This window comes from Labrenzia sp. PO1, assembly GCF_012273635.1.
GTDB lineage: Bacteria > Pseudomonadota > Alphaproteobacteria > Rhizobiales > Stappiaceae > Roseibium > Roseibium algicola.
Genome location: NZ_JAAXCR010000003.1, coordinates 687,245 through 710,143, shown reverse-complemented (window position 1 = coordinate 710,143; position 22,899 = coordinate 687,245). Strand labels below are relative to the sequence as shown.

Annotated in this window: 23 protein-coding genes and 1 pseudogene; 8 read left to right on the top strand and 16 right to left on the bottom strand. The window is 57.5% G+C overall.

Going from position 1 to position 22,899, the window contains the following annotated elements; translation table 11 throughout:
- Nucleotides 1-3: 3 nt before the first annotated feature.
- The 8 genes from glp to HCG46_RS18130 form a co-directional block, all read right to left on the bottom strand.
- Nucleotides 4-1,281 (bottom strand): gephyrin-like molybdotransferase Glp, encoded by a 1,278-nt coding sequence (gene glp / locus HCG46_RS18165; protein ID WP_168686993.1) that lies wholly within the window; start codon nt 1,279-1,281, stop codon nt 4-6.
- Nucleotides 1,278-1,799, bottom strand: a complete 522-nt coding sequence (mobB, locus tag HCG46_RS18160) for a molybdopterin-guanine dinucleotide biosynthesis protein B (protein ID WP_022999471.1) — start codon at nt 1,797-1,799, stop codon at nt 1,278-1,280. Before mobB ends, glp begins: the two co-directional genes overlap by 4 nt.
- On the bottom strand, nt 1,796-2,449 hold the full coding sequence (gene mobA, locus HCG46_RS18155) for a molybdenum cofactor guanylyltransferase MobA (RefSeq protein ID WP_055653869.1): 654 nt from the start codon (nt 2,447-2,449) through the stop codon (nt 1,796-1,798). The genes mobB and mobA overlap by 4 nt, the downstream gene beginning before the upstream one ends.
- Complete coding sequence (gene fdhD, locus HCG46_RS18150; RefSeq protein WP_168686992.1) at nt 2,446-3,324, bottom strand: formate dehydrogenase accessory sulfurtransferase FdhD; 879 nt, start codon at nt 3,322-3,324, stop codon at nt 2,446-2,448. Before fdhD ends, mobA begins: the two co-directional genes overlap by 4 nt.
- Nucleotides 3,325-3,391: 67 nt before the next feature.
- Nucleotides 3,392-4,561, bottom strand: a complete 1,170-nt coding sequence (locus HCG46_RS18145; RefSeq protein ID WP_168686991.1) for a benzoate/H(+) symporter BenE family transporter — start codon at nt 4,559-4,561, stop codon at nt 3,392-3,394.
- A 137-nt stretch (nt 4,562-4,698) separates the two neighbouring features.
- Entirely contained in the window at nt 4,699-5,157 is a 459-nt protein-coding gene (locus tag HCG46_RS18140) for a BLUF domain-containing protein (RefSeq protein WP_152506763.1), read from the bottom strand.
- A 204-nt stretch (nt 5,158-5,361) separates the two neighbouring features.
- Nucleotides 5,362-5,952 (bottom strand): GNAT family protein, encoded by a 591-nt coding sequence (locus HCG46_RS18135; protein WP_209009519.1) that lies wholly within the window; start codon nt 5,950-5,952, stop codon nt 5,362-5,364.
- Between the two features lie 26 nt (nt 5,953-5,978).
- The gene (locus HCG46_RS18130; protein WP_168686990.1) at nt 5,979-6,659 is read right to left on the bottom strand and encodes an SDR family oxidoreductase; all 681 of its coding nucleotides are present in this window, start codon (nt 6,657-6,659) and stop codon (nt 5,979-5,981) included.
- 354 nt (nt 6,660-7,013) lie between these two features.
- Here HCG46_RS18130 and HCG46_RS18125 point away from each other — a divergent pair, with 354 nt between their 5' ends.
- Together HCG46_RS18125 and HCG46_RS18120 are read left to right on the top strand one after the other, a co-directional pair.
- On the top strand, nt 7,014-8,168 hold the full coding sequence (locus tag HCG46_RS18125; RefSeq protein WP_168686989.1) for an Mrp/NBP35 family ATP-binding protein: 1,155 nt from the start codon (nt 7,014-7,016) through the stop codon (nt 8,166-8,168).
- Between the two features lie 356 nt (nt 8,169-8,524).
- Nucleotides 8,525-9,763, top strand: a complete 1,239-nt coding sequence (locus HCG46_RS18120) for a multidrug effflux MFS transporter (RefSeq protein ID WP_022999463.1) — start codon at nt 8,525-8,527, stop codon at nt 9,761-9,763.
- A gap of 61 nt (nt 9,764-9,824) precedes the next feature.
- Here HCG46_RS18120 and moaA read toward each other — a convergent pair whose 3' ends face one another.
- The gene (moaA, locus tag HCG46_RS18115; RefSeq protein ID WP_031268810.1) at nt 9,825-10,814 is read right to left on the bottom strand and encodes a GTP 3',8-cyclase MoaA; all 990 of its coding nucleotides are present in this window, start codon (nt 10,812-10,814) and stop codon (nt 9,825-9,827) included.
- A 402-nt stretch (nt 10,815-11,216) separates the two neighbouring features.
- Between moaA and HCG46_RS18110 the strand changes: the two genes are divergently transcribed.
- The 3 genes from HCG46_RS18110 (at nt 11,217) to HCG46_RS18100 (ending at nt 13,994) form a co-directional block, all read left to right on the top strand.
- A complete protein-coding gene (locus HCG46_RS18110) occupies nt 11,217-12,653 on the top strand; it encodes a deoxyribodipyrimidine photo-lyase (protein WP_168686988.1) in 1,437 nt (478 codons plus the stop codon).
- A gap of 75 nt (nt 12,654-12,728) precedes the next feature.
- Nucleotides 12,729-13,097, top strand: a complete 369-nt coding sequence (locus HCG46_RS18105) for a DUF971 domain-containing protein (RefSeq protein WP_031268809.1) — start codon at nt 12,729-12,731, stop codon at nt 13,095-13,097.
- 186 nt (nt 13,098-13,283) lie between these two features.
- A complete protein-coding gene (locus tag HCG46_RS18100) occupies nt 13,284-13,994 on the top strand; it encodes a DNA helicase (RefSeq protein WP_168686987.1) in 711 nt (236 codons plus the stop codon).
- Between the two features lie 114 nt (nt 13,995-14,108).
- Here HCG46_RS18100 and HCG46_RS18095 read toward each other — a convergent pair whose 3' ends face one another.
- Nucleotides 14,109-14,579 carry a nuclear transport factor 2 family protein gene (locus HCG46_RS18095; protein WP_022999458.1) on the bottom strand — a complete coding sequence of 157 codons (471 nt, stop codon included), beginning with the start codon at nt 14,577-14,579 and terminating at the stop codon, nt 14,109-14,111.
- A 392-nt stretch (nt 14,580-14,971) separates the two neighbouring features.
- Here HCG46_RS18095 and HCG46_RS18090 point away from each other — a divergent pair, with 392 nt between their 5' ends.
- Nucleotides 14,972-15,541 carry a TetR/AcrR family transcriptional regulator gene (locus HCG46_RS18090; protein WP_168686986.1) on the top strand — a complete coding sequence of 190 codons (570 nt, stop codon included), beginning with the start codon at nt 14,972-14,974 and terminating at the stop codon, nt 15,539-15,541.
- 83 nt (nt 15,542-15,624) lie between these two features.
- On the opposite strand, the gene HCG46_RS18085 is transcribed toward HCG46_RS18090, so the two are convergent.
- The 5 genes from HCG46_RS18085 to HCG46_RS18065 form a co-directional block, all read right to left on the bottom strand.
- Nucleotides 15,625-16,218 (bottom strand): L,D-transpeptidase, encoded by a 594-nt coding sequence (locus HCG46_RS18085; RefSeq protein ID WP_031268808.1) that lies wholly within the window; start codon nt 16,216-16,218, stop codon nt 15,625-15,627.
- A 421-nt stretch (nt 16,219-16,639) separates the two neighbouring features.
- The gene (locus HCG46_RS18080) at nt 16,640-18,277 is read right to left on the bottom strand and encodes a fumarate hydratase (protein ID WP_075283804.1); all 1,638 of its coding nucleotides are present in this window, start codon (nt 18,275-18,277) and stop codon (nt 16,640-16,642) included.
- A 151-nt stretch (nt 18,278-18,428) separates the two neighbouring features.
- Complete coding sequence (locus HCG46_RS18075) at nt 18,429-18,986, bottom strand: YceI family protein (RefSeq protein ID WP_168686985.1); 558 nt, start codon at nt 18,984-18,986, stop codon at nt 18,429-18,431.
- Nucleotides 18,987-19,009: 23 nt separating this feature from the next.
- A complete protein-coding gene (locus HCG46_RS18070) occupies nt 19,010-19,594 on the bottom strand; it encodes a cytochrome b (protein ID WP_077293030.1) in 585 nt (194 codons plus the stop codon).
- Nucleotides 19,595-19,646: 52 nt separating this feature from the next.
- Nucleotides 19,647-20,231: a YceI family protein gene (locus HCG46_RS18065; RefSeq protein ID WP_022999451.1), complete on the bottom strand. Its 585-nt coding sequence runs from the start codon at nt 20,229-20,231 to the stop codon at nt 19,647-19,649.
- 424 nt (nt 20,232-20,655) lie between these two features.
- Between HCG46_RS18065 and HCG46_RS18060 the strand changes: the two genes are divergently transcribed.
- Nucleotides 20,656-21,375 (top strand): glycerophosphodiester phosphodiesterase family protein, encoded by a 720-nt coding sequence (locus HCG46_RS18060; RefSeq protein ID WP_168686984.1) that lies wholly within the window; start codon nt 20,656-20,658, stop codon nt 21,373-21,375.
- Between the two features lie 365 nt (nt 21,376-21,740).
- A pseudogene (locus tag HCG46_RS28695) lies at nt 21,741-22,247 on the top strand (hypothetical protein); the annotation flags it as partial.
- A 201-nt stretch (nt 22,248-22,448) separates the two neighbouring features.
- Here HCG46_RS28695 and HCG46_RS28690 read toward each other — a convergent pair.
- Complete coding sequence (locus tag HCG46_RS28690) at nt 22,449-22,871, bottom strand: hypothetical protein (RefSeq protein ID WP_353621828.1); 423 nt, start codon at nt 22,869-22,871, stop codon at nt 22,449-22,451.
- Nucleotides 22,872-22,899: the final 28 nt, after the last annotated feature.

Sequence of the window (22,899 nt, the reverse complement as noted above, 5' to 3'; positions counted from 1 at the left end):
GGGTCAGCGCAGTCCGAACCCGGAGAAGGGCAGGAAGGATACCAGCTCACCCTTGCGGATCGAGGTCACGTCTTCAGGTATTTCGATAAGACCGTCGGCCTCGCGCAGGCCAGTGATCAGGCCGGAGCCGTCGCGCTGGAATTTATGCGCTGCAAGTGATCCGTCTGGACGAGGCTTCAGATAAGCACGGTAGAACTCTCGGCGGTCCGGCTTTTTCTTGGGAACTTCGAAGGCTGCCGGAACCTGAAAGGCCTGCGGCTCCAGAAAGGCACCTCCGCCAAGAACGCTGAAGACCGGCCGTGCGTAAAGCAGAAAACAGACCATCGCGGCAACCGGGTTTCCCGGCAGTCCGAGGACAACGCAGGATCCGATATTTCCGAACATCATCGGTCGGCCAGGCTTGATAGCAAGCTGCCACATGTGGCGTTTTCCGATCTTGTCCAGAACCTTGAGCATGTGATCTTCCTCGCCGCGGCTTGCTCCGCCGGTGGTCAGGATCACGTCATGGCTGGCTGCTGCCGTCGAAAGCACCTCTTCAAGTGCGTCGGCGTCATCTTTCAGAATGCCCAGATCGTCGATCTCGACAGGCAGCGTTGCGCACAGGCTGCGCAGCAGAAAGTGGTTGGAATCGTAAACGTCTCCGAGCGTGATGAGGTCGCCAGGCCGGCGTAGCTCATCGCCTGTCGACACAAGGGCCACCTTCAGTTTCCGGTAAACGGAAACGTCTGCCTGTCCGGTGGACGCGATTGCCGCGATATCTTGCGGGCGCAAGCGCTGACCGGGGCTCAGCAGCGTCGTTCCCTCCGCCACGTCTTCTCCCGCCTTGCGGCGGTTGGCACCCGTTTTCAGGCCTTGCGGCACGATCACGAAGTCCTGCCCATCCTGCTGGTGCGTTTCACAATCTTCCTGCATGGCGACCGTATCCGCACCGGGTGGCATCACCGCTCCAGTAAAGATCCGGGCTGCTGCCCATGGGCCAAGATCGGCGTTGCTCGCGTGCCCTGCAGCTATCCTCTGTTCCAGACGGAAGAAACCTCCGGCTTCCTCGAAATCGGCGTTGCGGAAGGCGTAACCGTCAACGGCTGAATTGTCGGCCAGTGGCACGTTGCGGGGAGCGGTCACCGTACCTGCAAGGATGCGTTCGGCGGCATCCTGCAGGGGTACGGTTTCGGTCTCGGCAATGCAATGCAGCCGCTGTTTCAGGATCTCCAGCGCCTCGTGGTGGCGCAGGCGGTCCTTGTCGTGCAGGAAGCAGTCATCCAGAAGCTGTTTGCCGGTCATGTTGTCGACCTTTTCAGCCCGAGATGGGTCTCGATGAAATTCGCCATGGCGGCAATGTCGTCCAGATGAAACACCGGCAACACCTCGTCCGGTAAATCGTGATCGGTTGCGATGGCCAGAATATTCGGATCGGAAACGGCAAGGGGGCCGCGTTCGCTTGCCTCGGTTCTGCGTGCCTCGATCTTCGGATGGGGTTCGCTCTTGTAGCCTTCGATCAGGATCAGGTCGCAGGGAGCAAGCCGCTCCAGAACGTCTTCCAACGGCGGCTCGTCTTCCTCTTTCAGTTCATGCATCAAGGCCCAACGGCGTCCAGACACCAGTGCAACTTCCACTGCACCTGCTTCGCGGTGCCGGAAACTGTCCGTGCCCGGCTTGTCGATATCGAAGCCGTGATGAGCATGCTTTACGGTCGAAACCTTCAGGCCCCGCGCGGTGAACTCGGCCACGAGGCTCGCCACGAGTTGTGTCTTGCCGGAATTCTTCCAGCCGGTGATGCCGAATACAGGGGTGGTGGTCATCTGGAATGTAAGCTCAGCGCGTCTCTGACAGTCGAAAGGTCATCAGGTTTGTTGGCATTGAAGAAGGGGTCCAACCCGCTGTCGGGATCCGCATCGAAGGCGACTTCGACACTGTCGTAACAGTCGACAAAGGCAAGCACCTTGCCTGTCTTGCCGGATTGCAGCCAGTCCTCGAGATCCGCTTTCAGGCTGACAGGCCAAAGACCGAAGACAGGGTGGAGCTTGTCCGCAGAGGAGGCGAGGGCAATGACCGGTCTGTCACCGGGGACTGCAGCACAGAACCGGCTGACAAGGCTGGTAGGGAAAAACGGCGTGTCACCGGCTACCGAAATCACATGGCTGATATCCGGTCGTTCGTTGTGAGCATAAGTCATGCCGGCCAGGACACCTGCCAGCGGTCCTGCGAAATCGCCTACCGGATCAGCGGCAACAGGCAGCTGAAAGCGCGCAAACCGGTCTGGGTCACCATTGGCGTTCAGGATTATATCGTGCAGCTGTGGTTTCAGACGGGCGAGGATCATATCAAGCATCGTCTTGCCGCCAAGATCCATCAGGCTCTTGTCGCCGCCGCCCATTCTGCGGGATTGGCCGCCGGCAAGTACGCAACCAAGCACCTTGCTGCTCTCAAGGGTCTTCTTGTGTCTGGTCATTCTGCCGGGACGCTCCCTTTTCGGCGGGCCGTATCCGGCTCGTCTTCCACGTCGCTTGCGGACATGTCGAACACGATCCTGTCGTGACCGGACAAGGCAACGAACCGCTTGCCGCGTGCGCGGCCGATCAGCGTAAGGCCGGCCTTGCGTGCGAGTTCGACGCCCCAGGCGGTAAACCCCGAGCGTGACACGAGGATCGGAATGCCCATCATCACGGTCTTGATGACCATTTCGGAGGTCAGTCTGCCAGTGGTATAGAAGATCTTGTCGTGTGCGGGGATGTCGTTCAGGACCATCCAGCCTGCGATCTTGTCGACCGCATTGTGGCGGCCGACATCTTCCATGTAGACCAGCGCACGGTCTTTCTGGCACAGAACACAGCCATGGATCGCCCCCGCCTCGAGATAGAGGGAAGGTGTTGTGTTGATGGTTTTGGTCAGCGCATAGAGCCATGAAGTGTTGAGACGGGCGTCCTCGTCGAGTTGAACGGTATCGAAGCCGTCCATGACATCGCCGAACACCGTGCCCTGGGCGCAGCCGGAGGTGCGCACCTTCTTCTTCAGCTTTTCCTCGAAATTGGTTTCGCGCTCGGTGCGAACCACCACAACATCCAGATCGTCATCATGGTCGATGCCGGTGATGACATCGTCTTCGGCCAGCATGTTCTGGTTTTTCAGATAACCGACGGCGAGAAGGTCCGGATGATCGCCAATGGTCATCATGGTGACCACTTCCTGAGAATTCAGGTAGAGGGTCAGGGGTTTTTCCGTCACGACACGCGTTTCGACCGGCTGTCCGTCCTGATCGATACCGGTTACGGACGTCGAAAGACGCGAATCTTCCGGGTCGGGTTGCAGCACATATGAGCCTGACACAGGCAAACGACTCCATTTGCTTCGATTGTCTCAACACTATGGGACGCGATTGCCGCGGGGCAAGGTGTTACTTTGCCGTTTTGGTTCGCGAAAGTGCCATGAAGGCACCGCCGGCCAGCAGTCCCCAGAATGCACCCGAAACACCCAGGAAACTAACCCCGGAAGCCGTCACCATGAAGGTAATGATGGCACTGTCCCTGTCCGTGGGAGCCTTTGTGGCCTCGCTGATGGAAAAGGCAAAAGCACCCAGCAGGGCCAATCCCGCAACGGCTTCGATCAGGATAGTCGGCGTGGCCGCGACAAAGGCCATCACCAGTCCTGCGAATAGGCCGAACAGGACATAGACCGCACCTGCGGTCGCGGCCGCCCAGTAACGCTTTGCCGGATCCTTGTGCGCATCTTCACCTGCGCACATTGCTGCCGTGATGGCGGCAAGGTTGACCGCATGTCCGCCAAATGGGGCAGACAGCAAACTGAAGACGCCGGAGAGAGTGAAAAGCGGTCCGCTTTTGGGGCGGTAGCCATAGGCGGACAGCACGGCGACGCCAGGGATGTTCTGGGACGCCATCGTCACGATGAAGAGCGGCAGCGCGATACTGATCAATGCTTCCAGGGAAAACGAGGGTGCGATCCAGACTGGTTCGGTGATCGGCTGGACGTTGCTCAGGTCGATCGGGCCGCTGCTCGAAAGGCCGATCGCGAATGTCATGACCATGGCAAGGGGAACCGCGAAGAGCCTGAAAAAGCGCAGGGCAATCGCCCAGACGGCAATGATGGCTAGTGCGCTGTAAGGCAGTTCTGCGACAGCTCTCACCGGCGCAAGGCACAGTCCGAACAGGACACCTGCCAGCATCGCGTTGGCAAGTGGTGCCGGAATGGCTGCGACCGCCCGTCCGAAAGGCTTGATCAGGCCCGCGAGTACGATAAGCGCGCCACAAACCAGAAAAGCACCAACGGCTGCCGAAAAGCCTCCTTCGAGCGGGCCGGCTGTCGCAAGGAGCGCGGCACCGGGTGTCGACCACGCGATGCTGACGGGGATCTTCGTGGCGAGGGAGGCAACGATCGCGCAAAGGCCCATGGAAATGGACAGTGCCATCAGGCCGCTGGTTGCTTCGGCTGGGGAAGCGCCGGCTGCTGTCAGCCCTTGAATGACGATAGCGAATGAACTTGCAAAGCCGACAATGGCGGCAAGAAAGCCGGCTGATACCGGGCGAAGGCCGGCGAACCTGCCTGACATGATGCAATCCCCCAGTTAACAAGGGCGCACAATATCGGCATGCCTGGCAATCGGACTAGGACCTTGCGGCCACGGACCGGATAATTTTGCGAAACATGTGATGAGCTGGGGCTCCGTGGCAGAAAACCCGGAGCGGCTCAGATCATCAACATGTCGTTGGTCAGGCGGCCTTCCTGAAGTTCCTGCGCGAAATGTCCGAACGCCCGGTAGGCTTCTTCCCGCGTTACGTCGGCAGGGTGGTCAAGCAGAGGGCGCAGCACGTCGTGCTTGGAAGCAGCCAGTCCATCGGTCAGATCCCGGAAGAACATCAGCGAATTCGGGAACAGCCGGAAATCCGCCGGTTCGTGAATGATGCCCTCGATAGCTTCAAGACGCGGATCGTTCATCACGCAATAGACGGTATCAAGCACCGGGCCGGTCAGGCCTTCCAGAACCTGGATGATGTGCTGATCGACCAGCAGAAGCGCACCGGTTACGCCGGCCTTTCTGTTGATCCGCCGAATACGCAGCAACGTCTTGTCGATTTCGTCGGGCAGGGGCAGACGCATCTTGCCCCAGTTGATCTTGCTTCGGTAGCAGGCGCGGTAAAGTTCCATGGTGTGTCCATCCTTTTGCCGATGAAACCAGCCTGCGCTTCAATTCCTCACATTTGCTTAAAATTTGAATCAAATACGAAGAAGAGTTTTTCGTGTTACCGAAGCGTCGCCAAGTCCTCCGCAAAAGTGTGCTTTGCGGTCCGGTGAACAGAACAAGAAAACTGTGCAAAACAACGTGCGCACATCTTTGTGTGGATAAGGAGGTCAGGCACCGGCTTCGAGCTTGAAATCCAGACTGGCTCTTACGGCAGGCCACTCGTGAGGAAGAATCGAATAAACCGCCGTATCTCTGAGCGCTCCATTGGGCGAGCGCTGGTGGGATCGCAGAACACCATCCAGTTTGGCACCTAGCCTTTCGATCGCGGCGCGGCTCTGGTGATTCATGAAGTGCGTCCGGAATTCGACCGCGATGCAGTCCAGTTCCTCAAACGCATGTGCCAGCAGCATGCGTTTGCATTCCGTGTTGAGGCGAGTGCGCTGCACGGCCTTGCGATACCAGGTCGAACCGATTTCGACGCGCTTGTTGGCCGCATCGATGTTCATATAGGTCGTCATGCCGACGGCCTTGCCGGTTGGCGTCAACACGGCGAACGGAAGCATCGAGCCGGCTTCCTGAAGCGAGAGCCGTCTTTCAATTTCCGCCCGAACGGCATCCGGCTTCGGGACGCTGGTATACCAAAGCTTCCACAGTTCGCCGTCGGCGGCAGCTTCAGACAGATCGGCGGCGTGGGAAAGGCTCAAGGGCGCAAGTGTGCCGGTACTGCCCTTCAGGGTTACGGGGAGAGGCCAGGCCATCATGTGTCTCCAGTCGAATTGGCAGGTCAGAACGGACGCTCTTCTCCGCTCCATTTGAAGAACTTTCCGGTATCGGTAACAGACAGGGAACCGGCAATCTTCAGAACGCCCCGCGCCACATCCACCGGGTCATTGTCTGCCAACTGGCCGCCCATGTCCGTACGCACCCAGCCCGGATCTATCAGTGCGACCGGAATGCCTTCGGATTCCAGATCGGTCGCCAGCCCCTGCATGACCTTGTTCACTGCCGCCTTGGAGGCACGGTAGGCGAGGGTGTCCGACTTCCGGTATCCCATCCAGGCCATCTGGCTGGAGATAGTCAGGATTCGACTGGATCCCGACCGGCGCAAATGAGGCAAGAAAGCTTGTGAGACCGCCAAAGGTGCAAGGGTGTTGACGGCCAGGGTTTCGGCAAAACCCTCGAAATCCATATCGAGCGCGCTTTGACGTTCCGGAGTGATGATGCCCGCGTTGTTGATCAAAAGGTTCAGCGGGGTGTCGAGGTCGCCGGCGGCCGCGCGAACGGCGGCATGGTCTCTCACATCGAAAACCAACGGATGAAAATCTTTGCCGAGCCGTTCCGCTGTCTCGTCAGCCGACTGCTGCGTGCGGACGGAGCCGTAAACGGTCCAACCACTGTCCAGTGCGGCGCGGGCAAGTTCATAACCGATCCCGCGATTGGCTGCGGTGATGAGGCAGGTTGGCATGTCAAATTCCTGAAACTGGAATGTCTTGGGAAGGACGCTGTGTAGGGCCGTAACAAATTAACCGGGCCGTCTGACTGTTCAACGAAAACATTGTCTCCCTTTGAGGAGGGGTAACAATCACGAGATCCAGCAGCAACCATGGCCAATTCCATGGTTATGAAAGCTTCTGAAGCTTGCGGCTTTCAACTGCGCAGGGCTTGTGTCGGATTTTCACCCCTTCTATGACTCGCGGTCTGAAACCGGAACGCGCCGTGCTTCATTTTGGCAGGTTGCCTGAAAGGAGCGGCGAACTAGAGTTCGTACCGGAAATAGCCGGTTGAACACAGTGGCCGGTGTACGAAACAGGACCGAAAGATGACCGACACCATAAAAAGCGCAGTCATGGAACGACTGAGGCAGATCAAGGGACCAGACCTTGAAGGCGATATCGTCTCGTTGGGCCTTGTCTCGGATGTGTTTGTGTCCGATGGCCGTGTTGTTTTTTCCATCACAGTTCCCGCAGAGCGCGCACAGGAGCTTGAGCCTCTGCGCCAGGCCGCTGAAAAGGTGGTCAAGGAAGTGGATGGCGTCGAAACCGTGATGGTCGCGCTGACTGCCGAACGGGCGGCAGGCGGCGCTCGCAATGCGGCACCACAATCAGCTCACAAACCAGCCCCCCAACAGCCTCGGCGACCTGCGGAAGAGCAAGCGCCTGCAAAACCGGGCGTGCCGGGCATCAAGCACATTGTTGCGGTTGCGTCCGGCAAGGGCGGTGTTGGCAAATCTACCACCACGGCGAACCTCGCCTTGGCGATGGCCTCCCTCGGCAAGAAGGTCGGCGTCCTGGATGCTGATATCTACGGGCCCTCGGTGCCGCGGCTGTTTAATGTTTCCGGCAGGCCGGAAGCTTTGTCGGGCAGAATGCTCAAGCCAATGGAAGGCTATGGCATCAAGGTGATGTCCATGGGCTTCATGGTGGAAGAGGAAACGCCAATGATCTGGCGTGGACCGATGGTGATTTCCGCGCTTACCCAGATGTTGCGCGAAGTGGCCTGGGGCGAACTTGACGTCCTTGTCGTCGACATGCCACCGGGAACCGGCGACGCCCAGCTCACCATGGCCCAGCAAGTGCCGCTGGCCGGAGCTGTGATCGTGTCGACACCGCAGGACCTTGCCCTGATCGATGCCCGCAAGGGTCTCAACATGTTCAAGCGTGTCGATGTTCCCGTGCTGGGGATTGTCGAGAACATGAGCTACTTCCTGTGCCCCGATTGCGGTGGTCGCCATGATATCTTCGGCCATGGCGGAGCGCGTGCGGAAGCGGACCGACTGAACGTTCCGTTCCTGGGCGAAGTGCCCTTGACGATGAAGATCCGTGAAACCTCCGATGCCGGAACACCGGTGGTGGTGTCCGATCCGGAAGGCTCAGTCGCAGGCATCTACAAGGACATTGCTGCCAAGGTACTCGACAGCATTGATCGGGAGAGCGCGGAACCCACACGAGCCGCCCCCAACATCGTCTTCGATTGATACAGGGCAGGGTCGATCCCTGGGTAATTCCTGATTAGGCGACGAGACAAGTTTTGGCCACGGCGAGAGCTGTGGCCTTTTTTCGTCCGGGTTTAGCTGGCTGCAGCACTAGTGGTGTTGATCGCAGATGTATCCGTGAAATGCAGCAGTTTCCACCCGTTGCGAAGGCTCGGGTCAGCCTTGAAAATTTGAAACAATTTCAAAGTCAATGAGGGGAAACATTAGCGGTTTCTGCCGTCTTTCGATGTTGGGCCTGTAACAATTCAGGTTTTCACGCCCGGATCACGCGGCCAATATATATTCGAACCTGAATATATCGCCCGCGAGGGTGAAAACCAAAAGGTTCCTTCCCGGGCATGCTCACCAGCCGAACTCAGACTTCCAGCACCGATGCCAAACCATCCCTGGCGGTGCTTGTAGCGATTTCATCGGTCAGCCCGCTTGCCATGCAGATATACCTGCCGTCCCTGGCAGGGATGATGGTGGTCTTTTCCGCAACCGCGGGAGAGATCCAGCTGTCGATGTCCGCTTATTTCATCGCGGTTGCGGTTTCCCAGTTGTTCTGGGGACCCTTGTCGGATCAGTTCGGCCGCCGGCCGGTAATCATTCTCGGCATGGCTTTGTTCGTAATCGGCAGCGTGTTCTGTCTGTTTGCACAAACAATCGAAGCCTTGATCGCCGCCCGGGTTCTTCAGGCAGCCGGTGGCTGTACGGGAATGGTCCTTGGCCGTGCGATCCTGCGTGATCTCTACAGCCCCAAGCAGGCGGCCAGCATGATCGGCTACGTCACGATGGGCATGGCGGTGATGCCGACAGTGGCACCAGCAATCGGCGGAATTCTGGATCAATACTATGGCTGGCAGGGCGGGTTTGTGCTGCTGCTGATGTTCGGAGTGGCGGTTCTGTGGGCAAGCATTGCGCTTCTGCCTGAAACGCACCTGAACCGAAAAGCGGCCGGTGGGCGGCAGATCCTGAAATCCTACGCGACCCTCTGCCGTGAGCCGCTCTACTGGAGCTACAGTCTGACAGCGGCGTCCAACGCGCTTGCCTACTTCGCCTATCTGGGAGGGGCTCCCTTTATCGCCGCCGATCTCCTGTCCCTGAGTGCGCAGGAAATGGGGTTCTACTTCATGTTCGTGGCGCTCGGTTATATCGCTGGAAACTTCATCTCCGGCCGGTTTGCCGAGCGAGTTGGCCTGTTTCGGATGATACTGTCCGGCACTCTCATCGGCGTTGTCTGCGTGGCGATAATCTCCGGGTTTGCCTATTTCGGAGCGTTGAGCGCGCCCAGCCTCTTCCTGCCGATGTTCCTTCTTGGTCTCGGCAATGGGGTTTGCCTGCCAAGTGCCTTGTCCGGTGCTGTCAGTGTGCGGCCGGAGTTGACGGGAGCTGCTTCCGGCCTGACGGCGTCACTTCAGGTCGCCATGGGCGCGCTGGCCGGATCCATTGTCGCCTCGCTTTATGCCGATGGCCTGCTGGCCTCCTCGCCCTGGGGCATGATCCTGATGATGGGACTGGGCATCGGGTGCAGCCTGATCGCGACCGTCTGCATCAGGTTCTACACCACGCGCGCCGACCTCGTTCCGGCAGAATAGTTTTGCCGGTTTTCAAGGTCGCTGAACTTGCTGTTGCCTGGGTAACTGAAGGTTTGGCTGTTTAACCGCCGGTGACGCTCATGTGCCGGGAAACTGCAGGCTGGTTGCGGTTCCGGTCAATTACGAAATCATGCCCTTTTGGCTTCCGTCCGATGGCCTCATCAATCGCATCGTTCAGAAGGTCGTTGCCTTCCGAAGCGCGCAGAGGCGCCCGAAGATCCGACATGTCTTCCTGACCAAGGCACATGTATAGCTGGCCGGTGCAGGTGACGCGCACCCGGTTGCAGCTTTCACAGAAGTTATGCGTCATCGGCGTGATGAAGCCGAGACGACCACCGGTTTCCTCGATAGTCACATACCGGGCAGGTCCGCCAGTCTTGTAGGGGATGTCCGTCAATGTGAATTGCTCGCCCAGGCGCGCACGCACGGTCGAGAGCGGCAGATACTGGTCCGTGCGGTCGCCGTCGATCTCGCCAAGTGGCATGGTCTCGATCAGGGTCAGGTCGTGACCGTGCTCATGACACCACTCAAGCATCGTCACGATCTCATGCTCGTTGACGTCCTTGAGAGCAACCATATTGATCTTGATCTGGAGGCCTGCGGCAGTCGCTGCGCGGATCCCGTCCATGACCTTGCCAAGGTCGCCCCAGCGGGTGACTGCCTTGAATTTCTGCGGATCGAGCGTATCGATCGACACATTGATCCGGCGCACGCCGCAATCGTAGAGTTCCTGCGCGTAGCGGGCGAGCTGCGAGCCGTTGGTGGTCAGGGTCAACTCTTCCAGAGCGCCACTGTCCAGATGCCGGCCAAGGCTGCGGATAAGGCTCATGATATTCTTGCGGACCAGCGGCTCACCGCCGGTCAGGCGCAGTTTACGGACGCCTTTTTCGATGAAGGCAGTGCACAGGCGGTCGAGCTCTTCAAGGCTGAGCACTTCGCGTTTGGGCAGGAAGGTCATGTCTTCCGCCATGCAATACACGCAACGGAAATCGCAACGATCAGTCACGGAGACGCGAAGGTAGGTGACGGCGCGGCCGAACGGGTCGATCATCGGACCATGTGATTCCGCTTTTCCGATTGCCGCTTGTGCCGGGACCACAATCTTGCCGTCTGTCACGTTTCGCTCTCCCTCGATTTTTATCTTATCCAGATCATATGGCGTCGATGCGGGCAAGATCAATTGAAACCGGACTGCAAATGTCCGGTTTACGGCATCAGGTAAACTCGTGAGTGTACTCTTGTCAAATCAATTGGAAAGATGCCGGAATTCGCTCGCCTGCGCGACCAGGAACATGCATCGAAGCGCCCACTGACGAGTGCTTGGTCCGGTCACAATCCTAGGAGCTCCACTTTACTTGCCGCTCGCCCGGTATTGGAGCCAATAAATCCGGCACGCCGTTGATCCGATAGTGTTTTGCGGCGTATCTGAGCTGTAGCAAGCGGCAGGAGCAGCATGACAACACTTGTTTGGTTTCGACAGGATTTGCGCATCAAGGACAATCCGGCCCTGCTCGAGGCGGCCCGCAAGGGGCGTGTCCTTCCGGTCTTCATCCTTGAACCAGCAGAGCAGACCGGTGAAACGCACCCGCTTGGCGGGGCAAGCCTCTGGTGGCTGCATCATAGCCTGGCGTCATTGAAGGCGGATCTGCCAGGTCTGATCTTCCTGCGGGGGAGCGCGAGACACCTGATCCCACAGCTTGCAAAGGAAGTCGAGGCCGAGGCCGTCTTCTGGAATCGATGCTACGAACCACATGCAATCGAGCGGGACACCGATCTCAAGAAGGTGCTGAAAGAAGACGGGTTTGAAGTCAAAAGCTTCAAGGCGTCCCTCTTGTTCGAACCCTGGGAACTGGAGACAAAATCCGGCGGCCCCTTCAAGGTGTATTCGCCGTTCTGGAAGGCTGCTCAGCAAAAGACCATCGATGACATCTTGCCAGCACCGGAGAAGCTGGAATTTGCGGACTACGATGGCGGTGAAAAGCTTGAGAGCTTTGACCTCTTGCCCACGAAACCGAACTGGGCAAAGGGATGGGAGGATTGCTGGCAGCCCGGTGAAGCCGGTGCTGCGGAGCGGCTGGAAGGCTTCTTCGAGGAAGGCTTAAAGGGCTATGGCACATTGCGCAATCGCCCGGATCTTCCGAACGTGTCGCGCTTGTCGCCGCATCTCCACTTCGGCGAAATCTCACCCCGACAGATCTGGCATGCAACGCAGAAGGTAATGGACCGGAAATCGTCGGTTGCCGGTGACGGTATGAAATTCCTGTCCGAGATTGCCTGGCGGGAATTTGCGTACCACTTGCTCTACCATTTTCCGAAATTGCCGTCGGACAACTGGCGTTCAACCTTTGATTCCTATCCCTGGCAGGAGCCGGGCGACGCGTTGGAGAAGTGGCAGAAAGGACAAACGGGATATCCGATTGTCGACGCCGGCATGCGCGAACTCTGGCAGACCGGATACATGCACAACCGGGTGCGCATGATCGTGGCGAGTTTCCTGATCAAGCATCTGCGTATTCATTGGCACCAAGGCGAGGCCTGGTTCCGCGACACGCTGGTGGATGCGGACCTTGCCAACAATTCCGCAAGCTGGCAGTGGGTCGCAGGATCAGGTGCTGATGCTGCTCCCTATTTTCGGGTCTTCAACCCGATCACCCAGGGAGAAAAATTCGATCCGGACGGTGTGTACATCCGCAAATGGGTTCCAGAGCTGCGCGATCTGGACACGCACTATCTCTTTGCGCCGTTTGATGCCCCGGCCGAAACCCTGAAAAAGGCAGGTATCACGCTTGGCGAGACATATCCGAAACCGCTGGTCGACCATGCCAAGGCACGCAAGGCAGCGCTCGACGGCTATGAAGCGGTGAAGCAGGCGGGACAAGACGCCGCTTGACGGTGCCGGTGCTACCGGTATCGTCCGCGCGCAAGTCCCGGCGACATGTGCCGGGTGGAATCAAAGGACCCGGAGATGACCGACCCGACTGCTCCCTGGCCGACGGAACTACGCGTATCGAAAGACAAGAAGAGCCTGACTGTTGCTTTCAACACGGGTGAACGGCACGAATTGTCTGCTGAATATCTCCGGGTGTGTTCGCCTTCGGCGGAAGTGAAGGGCCACAATCCGTCCCAGAAGCAGACCGTGCCCGGCAAACGCAACGTCGAGATCATGAAGATCGAACCTGTCGGCAACTATGCTGTCCGTATCCATTTTGACGACATGCATAACTCCGGGATTTTTACCTGGACGTATTTCCTCGAGCTAGGCAGAGATCCGGAAGCACACTGGGGTGTCTACCTGCAGGAACTGGCGGCCAAGGGCCTGACACGGGATCGTTGACTGAGAGCTGGCTGGGCTGGCTGAAGCCAGCTGGAATCAGCTACAAATGGGTGGCTCGACCCAAGCCATCCCCCTCCATCAGGAGCAGCAGCCGAACTGCAGGGTCGTTTCATACTGGCAACCAGACGATCGTGCGTTCGCATATGGAGGGACTGCGGCTGATGCACGCGATCTGGAGGTCGCACCATGAAACTCACTGCACCCGTTTTCCGCCTGAAGCGTGAAGCCCGGACACTCGCCCGCAGCAAATCCATCGCGTTGAGCCGCGCATTGGACGCAATTGCTGTTCGCGAAGGTTTCAGAAGCTGGAGCCATCTCGCGTCTGCTGTACGCGACAAAGGCCCGTCGGTCATGCTTTTGTCAGCGCTTGAACCCGGCGATATGGTCATCCTTGGTGCACGGCCAGGGCACGGCAAAACGGTGCTGGGGCTTGAGTTGCTTGCAGAAGCGGCCAAGGCTGGCAGAACGTCCGTGTTCTTCTCGTCAGAATGTTCTTATCGCGATGTTCGTATGAAGCTATCCGCCAGCGGGTACCGCGATCCGGAAAAATCGGGATCGTTCCGGATTAGGCTTACCGACAACGTCTGCGCCGAGAAGATTGAAGAGACGCTGGCTGACGCTGTGCCGGGCTCCATAGCCGTCATCGATTATCTTCAGGTCATGGATCAGCATCGCTCGCAACCTCCGCTCGGTGCGCAGATCGAGGAGCTGAGACAATTTGCAAACAAGCAGCGTATCACGCTCGTCTTCCTGTCGCAGGTCCACAGAAGCTTTGATCCCGAGATCCGGTCACTGCCTGGGTTCTCCGATATCCGCACGACCAATCCTGTCGATCTATCGCACTTCGACAAGGGCTGTTTCCTGCACGACGGCGAGATGATGCTGTCCGGACATTGAGTTGCCCTGCCGGTCTTTTAGATAACCGGCCGGTGTCCTGCTGAACGCAGGGCACCGGTTGCTTGAACGTCTTGAAACGTTCCGGGCTTTCGCGGGCTTGTGGGTTGTGGATGTTTAAAGTCCGAGTTCACTCAGGCCAGGATGGTCTGCCGGGCGCGGGCCCTGAGGCCAGTGCATCTTGCGATCATTCGCGGAAATGGCGAGATCATTGATGCTGGCAAATCGGCGATGCATCAGTCCATTGGGAGCGAACTCCCAATTCTCGTTGCCGTAGGAGCGGTACCATTGTCCGGCCGCATCGTGCCATTCGTAGGCAAAGCGAACCGCAATCCGGTTGCCGGCAAAGGTCCACAGTTCCTTGATCAGGCGGTACTCCTGTTCCCTCTGCCATTTGCTGGTGAGGAATTCCACCACTTGCTCCCGACCGACCGGAAAGTCCGACCGGTTCCGCCAAATGGTGTCCGGTGTATAGGCTAGCGAGACCTTCTCCGGGTTCCGGCTGTTCCAGCCGTCTTCCGCAGCACGCACCTTCTGGCGGGCGGTCTCAAGGGTAAAAGGCGGCAGCGGGGGGCGCTGTTCTGTCATCGCGCTAGCTCCAGAGTCTGAATTTGAGGAGACGAGGCCAACCCCGCATGAAGGCGGGCGTCCAGCGGCTGGGGGGCCGGGGTCAAGGCTGATGTGATCACAAGTACCCCGGCAACAAGTGCGCCGAAGAGATAGAAGCCGCGCGGATATGCAGGTCTTGGTGAGAACATGGGTTTGCCTCGCAGTGTTAAACAGATAAATGTGTACCGATCTGTTCAGTTACGAGTTATATATGTACCGATCTGTACATGATGGCAAGGCGCTAACTTCGTGCCTGAGATCATTAAAACGTGAGGAGGTCGTGTTTCGGCTGTTTGGGTAGCACCTATTTTGGGTATCTTGAACGATCGCTGATGTTTGACTATTTACAAGTCAGTACAGAAAGGAAGCTCATGCGACCAAGCAAACGCGATGAACTGGTACGCAAGTCTCTGGCTGTCTTTTACAGAGACGGTTTCCATGCGACCGGCATGGATACGCTTGTTGCTGAAACAGGCATCTCCAAGACGACGATGTTCAAGCATTTCAGAACCAAGGATGATCTGATCCTGGCGGTGTTGAGATACCGGGACGAGACTTTCCGGAACTGGTTCCTGCGCAGGCTGGATGAACGCGATCTTTCGCCAAGGAAAAAGCTGCTGGCAGTTTTTGATATTTTGAAGGAGTGGTTCGAAGAGCCCGGTTTCAAGGGATGTATGTTCATCAAGGCATCGGCTGAGTTTCAGGACCCTGTACACCCTGCATATGTCCAGTCCACCGAACACAAGCGCCTGCTTCTGTCGGCACTCAGGAGCCTTGCGGAACACGCGGGGTCTCGCGAGGCGGATCTGCTGGCGCGACAGATCCTCCTTCTCAAGGAGGGGGCAATCGTTGCCGCTCAGATGGGGTTCGACCCGGATCCGTCAGGTGCGGCAAAGAACGCGGCAGCGGTACTGATCGATGCCCACATCCCGGAAAATTGATCAAGTCTGGGATTTAGAAGTGAGCATCAAATAAAAAAGCCGGGCAGGGCCCGGCTTTATTTCTTGATAATTGGTGCCGCAGTTTAGCGCTTCACGATGACCTTCGAACCAACAGTCACGCTGTTGTAGAGGTGGATCACGTCTTCATTTGCCAGACGGATACAGCCGGAAGAGACAGCCGAACCGATGGTCCACGGCTCAGTCGTGCCGTGAATGCGGTAGAGGGTCGAGCCGATGTACATCGCGCGAGCACCCATCGGGTTGTTCGGTCCACCCGGCATGTAAGCCGGAAGGATACGGCCTTTCGCACGTTCACGAGCACGCATCTGTGCAGGCGGGGTCCAGCTCGGCCATTCAGCCTTGCGGGTGATGCGGTGCGTGCCGGCCCACTGGAAGCCATCCTTGCCTACGCCGACGCCGTACTTCATGGCCTTGCCACCAGGCAGGACATGATAAAGACGGCGCTCGGAGGTATCGATGACGATCGTGCCTGCAGGGTAGGGGCCATCATATTTCACGCGCTTGCGTTTGACCGGGGACGGGCCGCCCGGATGATATTTCGGAGTGACCCAGGTGTTCGTGCTGTGGTCAAAGTAGCCATATCGCGGAGCTGCCTGAGCGGTCAGCGCAAAAGCGCCCGCCAGAACCGCAACCATTACAAATAAAAGTTTCTTCATTCCGATCCCCCATCAGCATCGGGCTCGTGCCTCAACGATGCGATTCTCAATCAAAGTGACGTTACGAAAATGTCCTTGCCGCACTCTTAATTATTATGTCGCAAAACGGCGTTCGGGAAAATCTCACGTTGATGTGACCACCGACCATGTCCTGCGTCTGTGCTGAAATTGCAACGGATTTTTCGTGAAAAACGCGATGAAGACGCGCTTGCTCGCTGAGATTGTGGAATTTGCCCGCCTTGGCATAAATCGTCAGCTATCTTTGATCCGGATTGGGCGATTCCGCGCCTGATGCCGAATCGTATGACCGCGATCCAAATCGCGCCAAAACGGCGCGTGGTTACTGTTGTTGGTGTGTCGACAGACAAAAAAGAACCCGCGGCAACAGCCGCGGGTCTGGTGTTTTCAGCTGAAGCCGCATTCAGCCGAGGTTCAATTCCTTGAAGAAGTCGTTGCCCTTGTCATCAATGACGATAAAGGCCGGGAAATCCTCGACTTCGATTCTCCAGACGGCTTCCATGCCCAGTTCCTCGAACTCGACCACTTCCACCTTCTTGATACAATCCTGCGCAAGGCGAGCGGCCGGACCGCCGATGGAGCCGAGATAAAACCCGCCATGAGCCTGGCAGGCGCGGCGCACCTGAGCGGAACGGTTGCCTTTGGCCAGCATGACCATGGAACCGCCAGCTGCCTGGAACTGATCGACGTAAGCGTCCATGCGTCCTGCAGTTGTCGGACCGAACGAACCTGAAGGCATTCCCTCCGGTGTCTTGGCCGGGCCAGCGTAATAGATCGGATGGTTCTTGAAATAGTCGGGCAGGGGCTCACCGCTTTCCAGCCGGTCGCGCAGCTTGGAATGGGCAAGGTCGCGGGCAACGATCAGCGGTCCGGAAAGCGACAACCGGGTCTTGATCGGGTGTTTGGAAAGTTCGCCCAGGATTTCGGACATCGGCCGGGTCAGGTCGACTTTCACCACATTGTCGGACAGGTGGTCGTCGGTGACCTCCGGCAGGTATTTTTCCGGGTGCATCTCGAGCTGTTCCAGGAAAATCCCGTCTTTCGTGATCTTGCCGACGGCCTGCCGGTCCGCAGAGCAGGACACGGCGAGGCCGATTGGCAAGGACGCGCCGTGACGCGGCAGGCGGATGACACGCACATCGTGGCAGAAATACTTGCCGCCGAACTGGGCACCGACGCCGGTTGCCTGGGTCAGTTTGTGGATCTCGGCTTCCAGCTCAAGGTCACGGAAGGCATGTCCGAGTTCCGACCCTTGTGTCGGCAGGCCGTCAAGATATCGGGCCGAAGCCAGTTTTGCTGTCTTGAGGTTCATTTCCGCAGACGTGCCGCCGATGACGATCGCAAGGTGATAGGGCGGGCAGGCAGCAGTACCGAGCGTGAGGATCTTTTCCTTGAGAAATTCCACCAGCCGGTCATGGGTCAGCAGGGATGGTGTGCCCTGGAACAGGAAGGTCTTGTTGGCCGAACCGCCACCCTTGGCCATGAACAGGAACTTGTAGGCATCTTCACCTTCGGCATAGAGCTCGATCTGTGCCGGCATGTTGTTGCTCGTGTTCTTTTCCTCGAACATGGAAATCGGCGCAAGCTGGGAATACCGCAGGTTCTTTTTGAAATAGGCATCCCGGGAACCTTCGCCGAGTGCCGCTTCGTCCGACCCGTCGGTCCAGACCCGACGACCCTTCTTGCCCATGATGATTGCGGTGCCCGTGTCCTGGCACATTGGCAGAACACCGTGGGAGGCGATGTTCGCGTTTTTCAGGAGATCAAACGCAACGAATTTGTCGTTCTCGGTCGCTTCCGGATCTTCCAGGATCTTCTTCAGCTGTTCCAGGTGGCCTGGACGCAGGAAATGGTTGATGTCCTTGAAGGCCTCTTCGGCAAGAAGGCGTAGACCTTCAGCTTCGACAACCAGTACCTCTTCGCCGTTGAACTCGGCTGTCTTGACGTGGTCCGACGTCAATTTCCGATACGGGGTCTTGTCTTCTCCCTGAGGGAAAAGGGCGCTGTGCTGATAAGCTGGAGGTGTGAGCGGAGCGTTCATAGGAGGCTTTCCTGATCTGGCTGCTTCCCGTCACATCGGGAAGCGCTGGAACGTTGAGTGCTGTTCTCATACGGCAAAAAGGCTGCGGACGCCAAGTGCCGCAGCCTGATCAAATGGTCGGAGCCGGAAGTCTTGTTTGCCGAACGCGATGTCAGCGGATCGCCGTAAGATCCAGGGTAACGGTGACGATATCTCCGACCGTATCGGTGCCGACGCCGCTGCCAAGCTGATAGTCGAGCCTGTTGACGATGGCCGTCCCCTTAGCTGTGGCGGTGTCGCCCGCGATGTCCAGGGTGAAATCCATCTCGACCGGCTGGGAAATTCCCTTGATGGAGAGCGTGCCCTGTGCCCGGTAGCTGTTGCCTTCGACAAGCTCGACGGTGTCGGACGTGAATTCGGCCGTCGGGAAGTCCCCGGCGTTGAACCAGTCCTTGCCAGGCAGGGTGCCGTCGAACTGGGCGTTGCCGGTGGTGGCGCTCATGGGTTTGATTTCAGCGCTGATCTTGGCGGTTTCAGGGGCCGCAGGATCAAAATCGATGTCTGCTTCCCACGACGCGAAGACGCCAGTCAGCGTGCCGCCGCCCTGTTTGACTTCAAAGCCGAGCTTGCTCTTGTCCGGTTCGACTTTCCAGGTGTCGGCAAACGCCGGTGCGGTGAAGGTCGTCGCCGACAGGACTGCAACGGCATATGTAAAATGCTTCAATGTCATCTGCGGATTTCCAGTTCGTGTTGTCAGCTATCGGCCTTGGCGGGTGCGGTTGAAATCATGCGTTTCAACGTGGCGTCGCGGGCGATGAAGTGGTGTTTCAGCGCAGCTGCGACATGGACGGCAATCAGCGCAATCAGCAGATAGGCGCCGTATTCATGCAGCAGCTTGAAGAAGGTTTCCGCCTGTTCCTGCGAACCAAGCACACCTGGAACCGGCAGATGCGGCACTGGCCAGGTGTTGAACAGGATGGTCGGAATGCCCCACGGCGAGGCCGACACCATGAACCAGCCGGTCAGTGGCAGTGCAAACAGAAGCGCGTACAGGCCGACATGTCCCAGATGCGCCCCGGCCTTTTCCAGCGGGTGCATGTTGTCAGGCAGTTTCGGCGAAGGGTTGAGAAGGCGCCAGACAAGACGGAGCACGGCAAGCGTCAGCACCACAAAGCCGATCGACTTGTGCAACTGATAGAGTTCAAAGGTTGCCTGTTCAGTCGGGGGAAGCTGGTGCATGTAGAGGCCGAGGCCAAGCATGCCGATGATCAAGACTGCCATCGTCCAATGGAACGCGATGGCGATTCTTCCATACCCGGTTGAAGTGTTGCGCAGCATGGCGGCTCCTGGAAAACGGAGGCCGGTCTGTCCGGCCTCCGAGGGTGTTCACTTAGTTGGTCGCGTCGGACTTGAGCGCTTCGGAATGGAAGGTCACGGTAATGTCGTCACCTACATAGGGAACATACATGTCCATTCCATAGTCGGAACGCTTCAGAACTGTGGAAACGGCAAAACCGGCAGCTTCCTTCTTTGCCATCGGGTGCTCACCAAGTGCAGTGACATCAACGGTCAGGGTCACCGGCTTGGTGATGTCCTTGATGGTCAGGTCACCGGTCACTTCCAGCTGGTTGTCGCCGGTCTTTTCGACCTTGGTGCTCTTGAAGGTCGCCTTCGGGAATTTTTCAGCGTCAAAGAAGTCCGCGCTCAGGAAGTGCGCGTTGCGCTCTGCCCAGAACGTGTCGAGGCTGCCGACGTCGATCGTGAATTCGATGGAGGAATTGGCAGGCGTGTCCTTGTCGATCAGCAGCGTGCCTTCCCATTCGCCGAAACGGCCTTCGGTCGTGGAGTAGCCAAGGTGGTTATAGGAGAAAGCCAGGTTGGCGTGGGACTTGTCGAAGTCGTAGGCCACAGGTTCGGCAAGGGCGGTGCCTGCGACGAGGGAAAGGGCAAGCGCAGAAGCTGCGAGACGGATCATGATCAAACCTCATAGATGTTACCAGAAGCGTTCGCTCATGAACGCTGCAGACTGGAACATAGGAAGAAAATTGTGCGGTGCAATTTGACTGACTGTTCGTAAATGCTGAACAATAATTCAGTTGATTTCTTCACCGTTAACTGTGTGGCTTTGGAAAGATTTTCAAGCGTCAGGGGGGATAGAAAGTCGACCCTGCGGTATTGGGTGAGAATCGCGATAGAGTTCCGAGACAGAAGTGAATTGTTCAGTCATTCAATTAAGGGTTGTCGCGGCCGGTAAGCACATGAAATTGCGAGGGAAGTTGCAGTGTCATCATTTCATCAAGAATTTCAGGCACCTGTTTCATCGACTTCCCTCTAGAGTGGCCGTTTGCCAGCCCTATCCAAGCTCCGGATATCACTCTGGAGACACAGGAGACCTAACCGTGAAACAAGCCGTCGTTGTGTGCCACCGCGGAGCCAGCCTTCAGGCTCCGGAAAACACGATTGCCTCGCTCGAGGGAGCAATTGCGCTTGGCGCCGAGGTTGTCGAGTTGGATGTTCGGCCGTCCAGGGATGGCATCCTCTACGTGATGCACGATGCAACCGTTGACCGGACGACGGATGGAAGTGGCCGAATTTCGGATATGACTTCCGACGAAATTGACCTTCTTGATGCAGGGAGCTGGTTCAAGGAGACCTTCAAGGGCGAGCGAGTTCCAAGGCTCGACGCGTTTCTGGATACCTGCAAGGGCCGTATTGGCACCTATGTTGAGATCAAGGAAGGCGACCCCGCGGAAATTCGCGACATGCTGGCAGTCCGCGGCATGCTGAGTGACGCCTGGACGTTTTCGTTCGATCAGGCAATCCGCGCTGAAGCTCGTGCGAAGGTACCGGACCTGCGGCGCATGGTTCTTTACGCTCACGTTGGTTCGGTCGAGCGCGCCGTTGCCCAGGGTGCGCATATCCTGGAATTCCATGAAGATGACCTGGAAGAGAACCTCATAAACGAGGCAAAGCAGGCCGGATTGATTACGCAGATGTTCTACGCCGGGTCTGAACGAGCCGTTTTCGAGAAAGCCGTGCGCTGCGGCGTCGAACAAATGAACATCGACCAGGTCGAAATTTTCAAGTCCGTGGAAAAAGAGCTTTTGGCAACAGTCTGACGCTCCAGCGTGATGCAAATTGCACTCCGACGGAAATCATTCACTGGCGTGGCCGGGAACTTACGGGTTCCTGGCCGATTTGTTTTGGATTGATTGAAAAAATATTTTGAGCCTCATACGCCATTTCGATCAGGGATCGCAGGTATCTATGATTGTGATTTTTCTCTAGTAATCCAAAAATACAATCTTAAATAGTTTTAATATTAAAATTTTATCTAATATGGGAAAAAGTTGGAAACGTTAGATGATAGAACAATTTTTACTAAAAGAATGAAATAAAAAGGTTTCCCATTATAATTCAAGTCTTGTTAACGGGGGCGGAATAGCTTGCCGAGCTTCTGAAGCCGGGTCAAGAGAAGGCTCCCATGTCCAACAAAATAAACGTCAATCGCTCAGGTCAGGCCAGTTGCATGGCAGCAAAAGCTGATGACGTTGGACAGTTCTGGGATCGCCGGATGCGGTTGGCAGCGTCGCTTCTGCTGGCTGCCCTTATGGCCTTCTGGTTTTCTCAACAGGCATTGTCGCAAGACGTGGAGACGGGTGGCACGCCGTGGCACTGGTCGGTCGAACGCGTCAGCGGCCGGGTCATGGTGCAAACGCGTACCGGCGAGACCTTTGCTGTCAAGCGTGGCATGACGGTGCGCAAGGGATGGAAGATCAAGACCGGCGGTGGGCGTGTAGTCATCAATCGGGGTGAAGAAACATTCGTTGTTTCTCCAAATTCTGTTGTGACGCTTGAGCCGAAGGGCGTCCTGATCAAGCGAATGGTCGTCTACCAGGACCGTGGTCAGGTAGATGTGGACGTAAAGCGCCGGTGGTATCGGCACTTCAAGGTGGAAACCCCTTTCCTTGCCGCCGTTGTCAAAGGAACTCAGTTCAGGGTTAAGGTCGGCAACAGGACTGCTTCGGTCAATGTGGGGCGGGGCGTTGTCGGTGTTCATGACTTTGCATCCGGAGATCGTGCCGACGTAGGCGCCGGTCAGGCGGCCGCAACCAACCCTTCGCGCCGCGTCGGTCTATCCGTCAGTGGGAAGAACAAGCCTGAAGTGCGTTCTGGCCCCAAACGGGCCCCTTCATTCGAAACGCGTGTAGTGAAAAACGTGCCAGCTACCAAAGCTGAAGCAAGAGCTGCCAATGGCGGCAACCGGGGCAATGCTGGAAATTCCCGCTCGGGGAACAACGGCAATGGCAACTCCGGTGGCAATGGCAACGGAAATTCCGGTGGCAACGGCAATGGCAATTCCGGTGGCAACGGCAATGGCAACTCCGGCAGCAACGGCAATGGCAATTCCGGCGGCAACGGCAATGGCAACTCCGGCAGCAACGGGAATGGCAATTCCGGCGGCAACGGCAATGGCAATTCCGGCGGCAACGGCAACGGCAATTCCGGTGGCAACGGCAACGGCAATTCCGGTGGCAACGGCAACGGCAATTCCGGTGGCAATGGCAACGGCAATTCCGGTGGCAACGGAAATGGCAAGGGTCGGTAACGCCACTCCGTCTGCGAAAAGGCATCGCCCGGGA

Bases quoted from the DNA above. Each gene is read 5' to 3' on its own strand.
- HCG46_RS18075 (WP_168686985.1), bottom strand. From the start codon at position 18,986: ATGACATTGAAGCATTTTACATATGCCGTTGCAGTCCTGTCGGCGACG.
- moaA (WP_031268810.1), bottom strand. From the start codon at position 10,814: ATGATCGACCCGTTCGGCCGCGCCGTCACCTACCTTCGCGTCTCCGTG.
- HCG46_RS18145 (WP_168686991.1), bottom strand. From the start codon at position 4,561: ATGTCAGGCAGGTTCGCCGGCCTTCGCCCGGTATCAGCCGGCTTTCTT.
- HCG46_RS18080 (WP_075283804.1), bottom strand. From the start codon at position 18,277: ATGAACGCTCCGCTCACACCTCCAGCTTATCAGCACAGCGCCCTTTTC.
- mobA (WP_055653869.1), bottom strand. From the start codon at position 2,449: ATGACCAGACACAAGAAGACCCTTGAGAGCAGCAAGGTGCTTGGTTGC.
- HCG46_RS18095 (WP_022999458.1), bottom strand. From the start codon at position 14,579: ATGACAGAACAGCGCCCCCCGCTGCCGCCTTTTACCCTTGAGACCGCC.
- HCG46_RS18085 (WP_031268808.1), bottom strand. From the start codon at position 16,218: ATGAAGAAACTTTTATTTGTAATGGTTGCGGTTCTGGCGGGCGCTTTT.
- HCG46_RS18065 (WP_022999451.1), bottom strand. From the start codon at position 20,231: ATGATCCGTCTCGCAGCTTCTGCGCTTGCCCTTTCCCTCGTCGCAGGC.
- HCG46_RS18105 (WP_031268809.1), top strand. From the start codon at position 12,729: ATGACCGACCCGACTGCTCCCTGGCCGACGGAACTACGCGTATCGAAA.
- HCG46_RS18125 (WP_168686989.1), top strand. From the start codon at position 7,014: ATGACCGACACCATAAAAAGCGCAGTCATGGAACGACTGAGGCAGATC.
- glp (WP_168686993.1), bottom strand. From the start codon at position 1,281: ATGACCGGCAAACAGCTTCTGGATGACTGCTTCCTGCACGACAAGGAC.
- HCG46_RS18100 (WP_168686987.1), top strand. From the start codon at position 13,284: ATGAAACTCACTGCACCCGTTTTCCGCCTGAAGCGTGAAGCCCGGACA.
- HCG46_RS18090 (WP_168686986.1), top strand. From the start codon at position 14,972: ATGCGACCAAGCAAACGCGATGAACTGGTACGCAAGTCTCTGGCTGTC.
- HCG46_RS18120 (WP_022999463.1), top strand. From the start codon at position 8,525: ATGCTCACCAGCCGAACTCAGACTTCCAGCACCGATGCCAAACCATCC.
- HCG46_RS18110 (WP_168686988.1), top strand. From the start codon at position 11,217: ATGACAACACTTGTTTGGTTTCGACAGGATTTGCGCATCAAGGACAAT.
- HCG46_RS18130 (WP_168686990.1), bottom strand. From the start codon at position 6,659: ATGCCAACCTGCCTCATCACCGCAGCCAATCGCGGGATCGGTTATGAA.
- mobB (WP_022999471.1), bottom strand. From the start codon at position 1,799: ATGACCACCACCCCTGTATTCGGCATCACCGGCTGGAAGAATTCCGGC.
- HCG46_RS18070 (WP_077293030.1), bottom strand. From the start codon at position 19,594: ATGCTGCGCAACACTTCAACCGGGTATGGAAGAATCGCCATCGCGTTC.
- HCG46_RS18140 (WP_152506763.1), bottom strand. From the start codon at position 5,157: ATGGAACTTTACCGCGCCTGCTACCGAAGCAAGATCAACTGGGGCAAG.
- HCG46_RS18135 (WP_209009519.1), bottom strand. From the start codon at position 5,952: ATGGCCTGGCCTCTCCCCGTAACCCTGAAGGGCAGTACCGGCACACTT.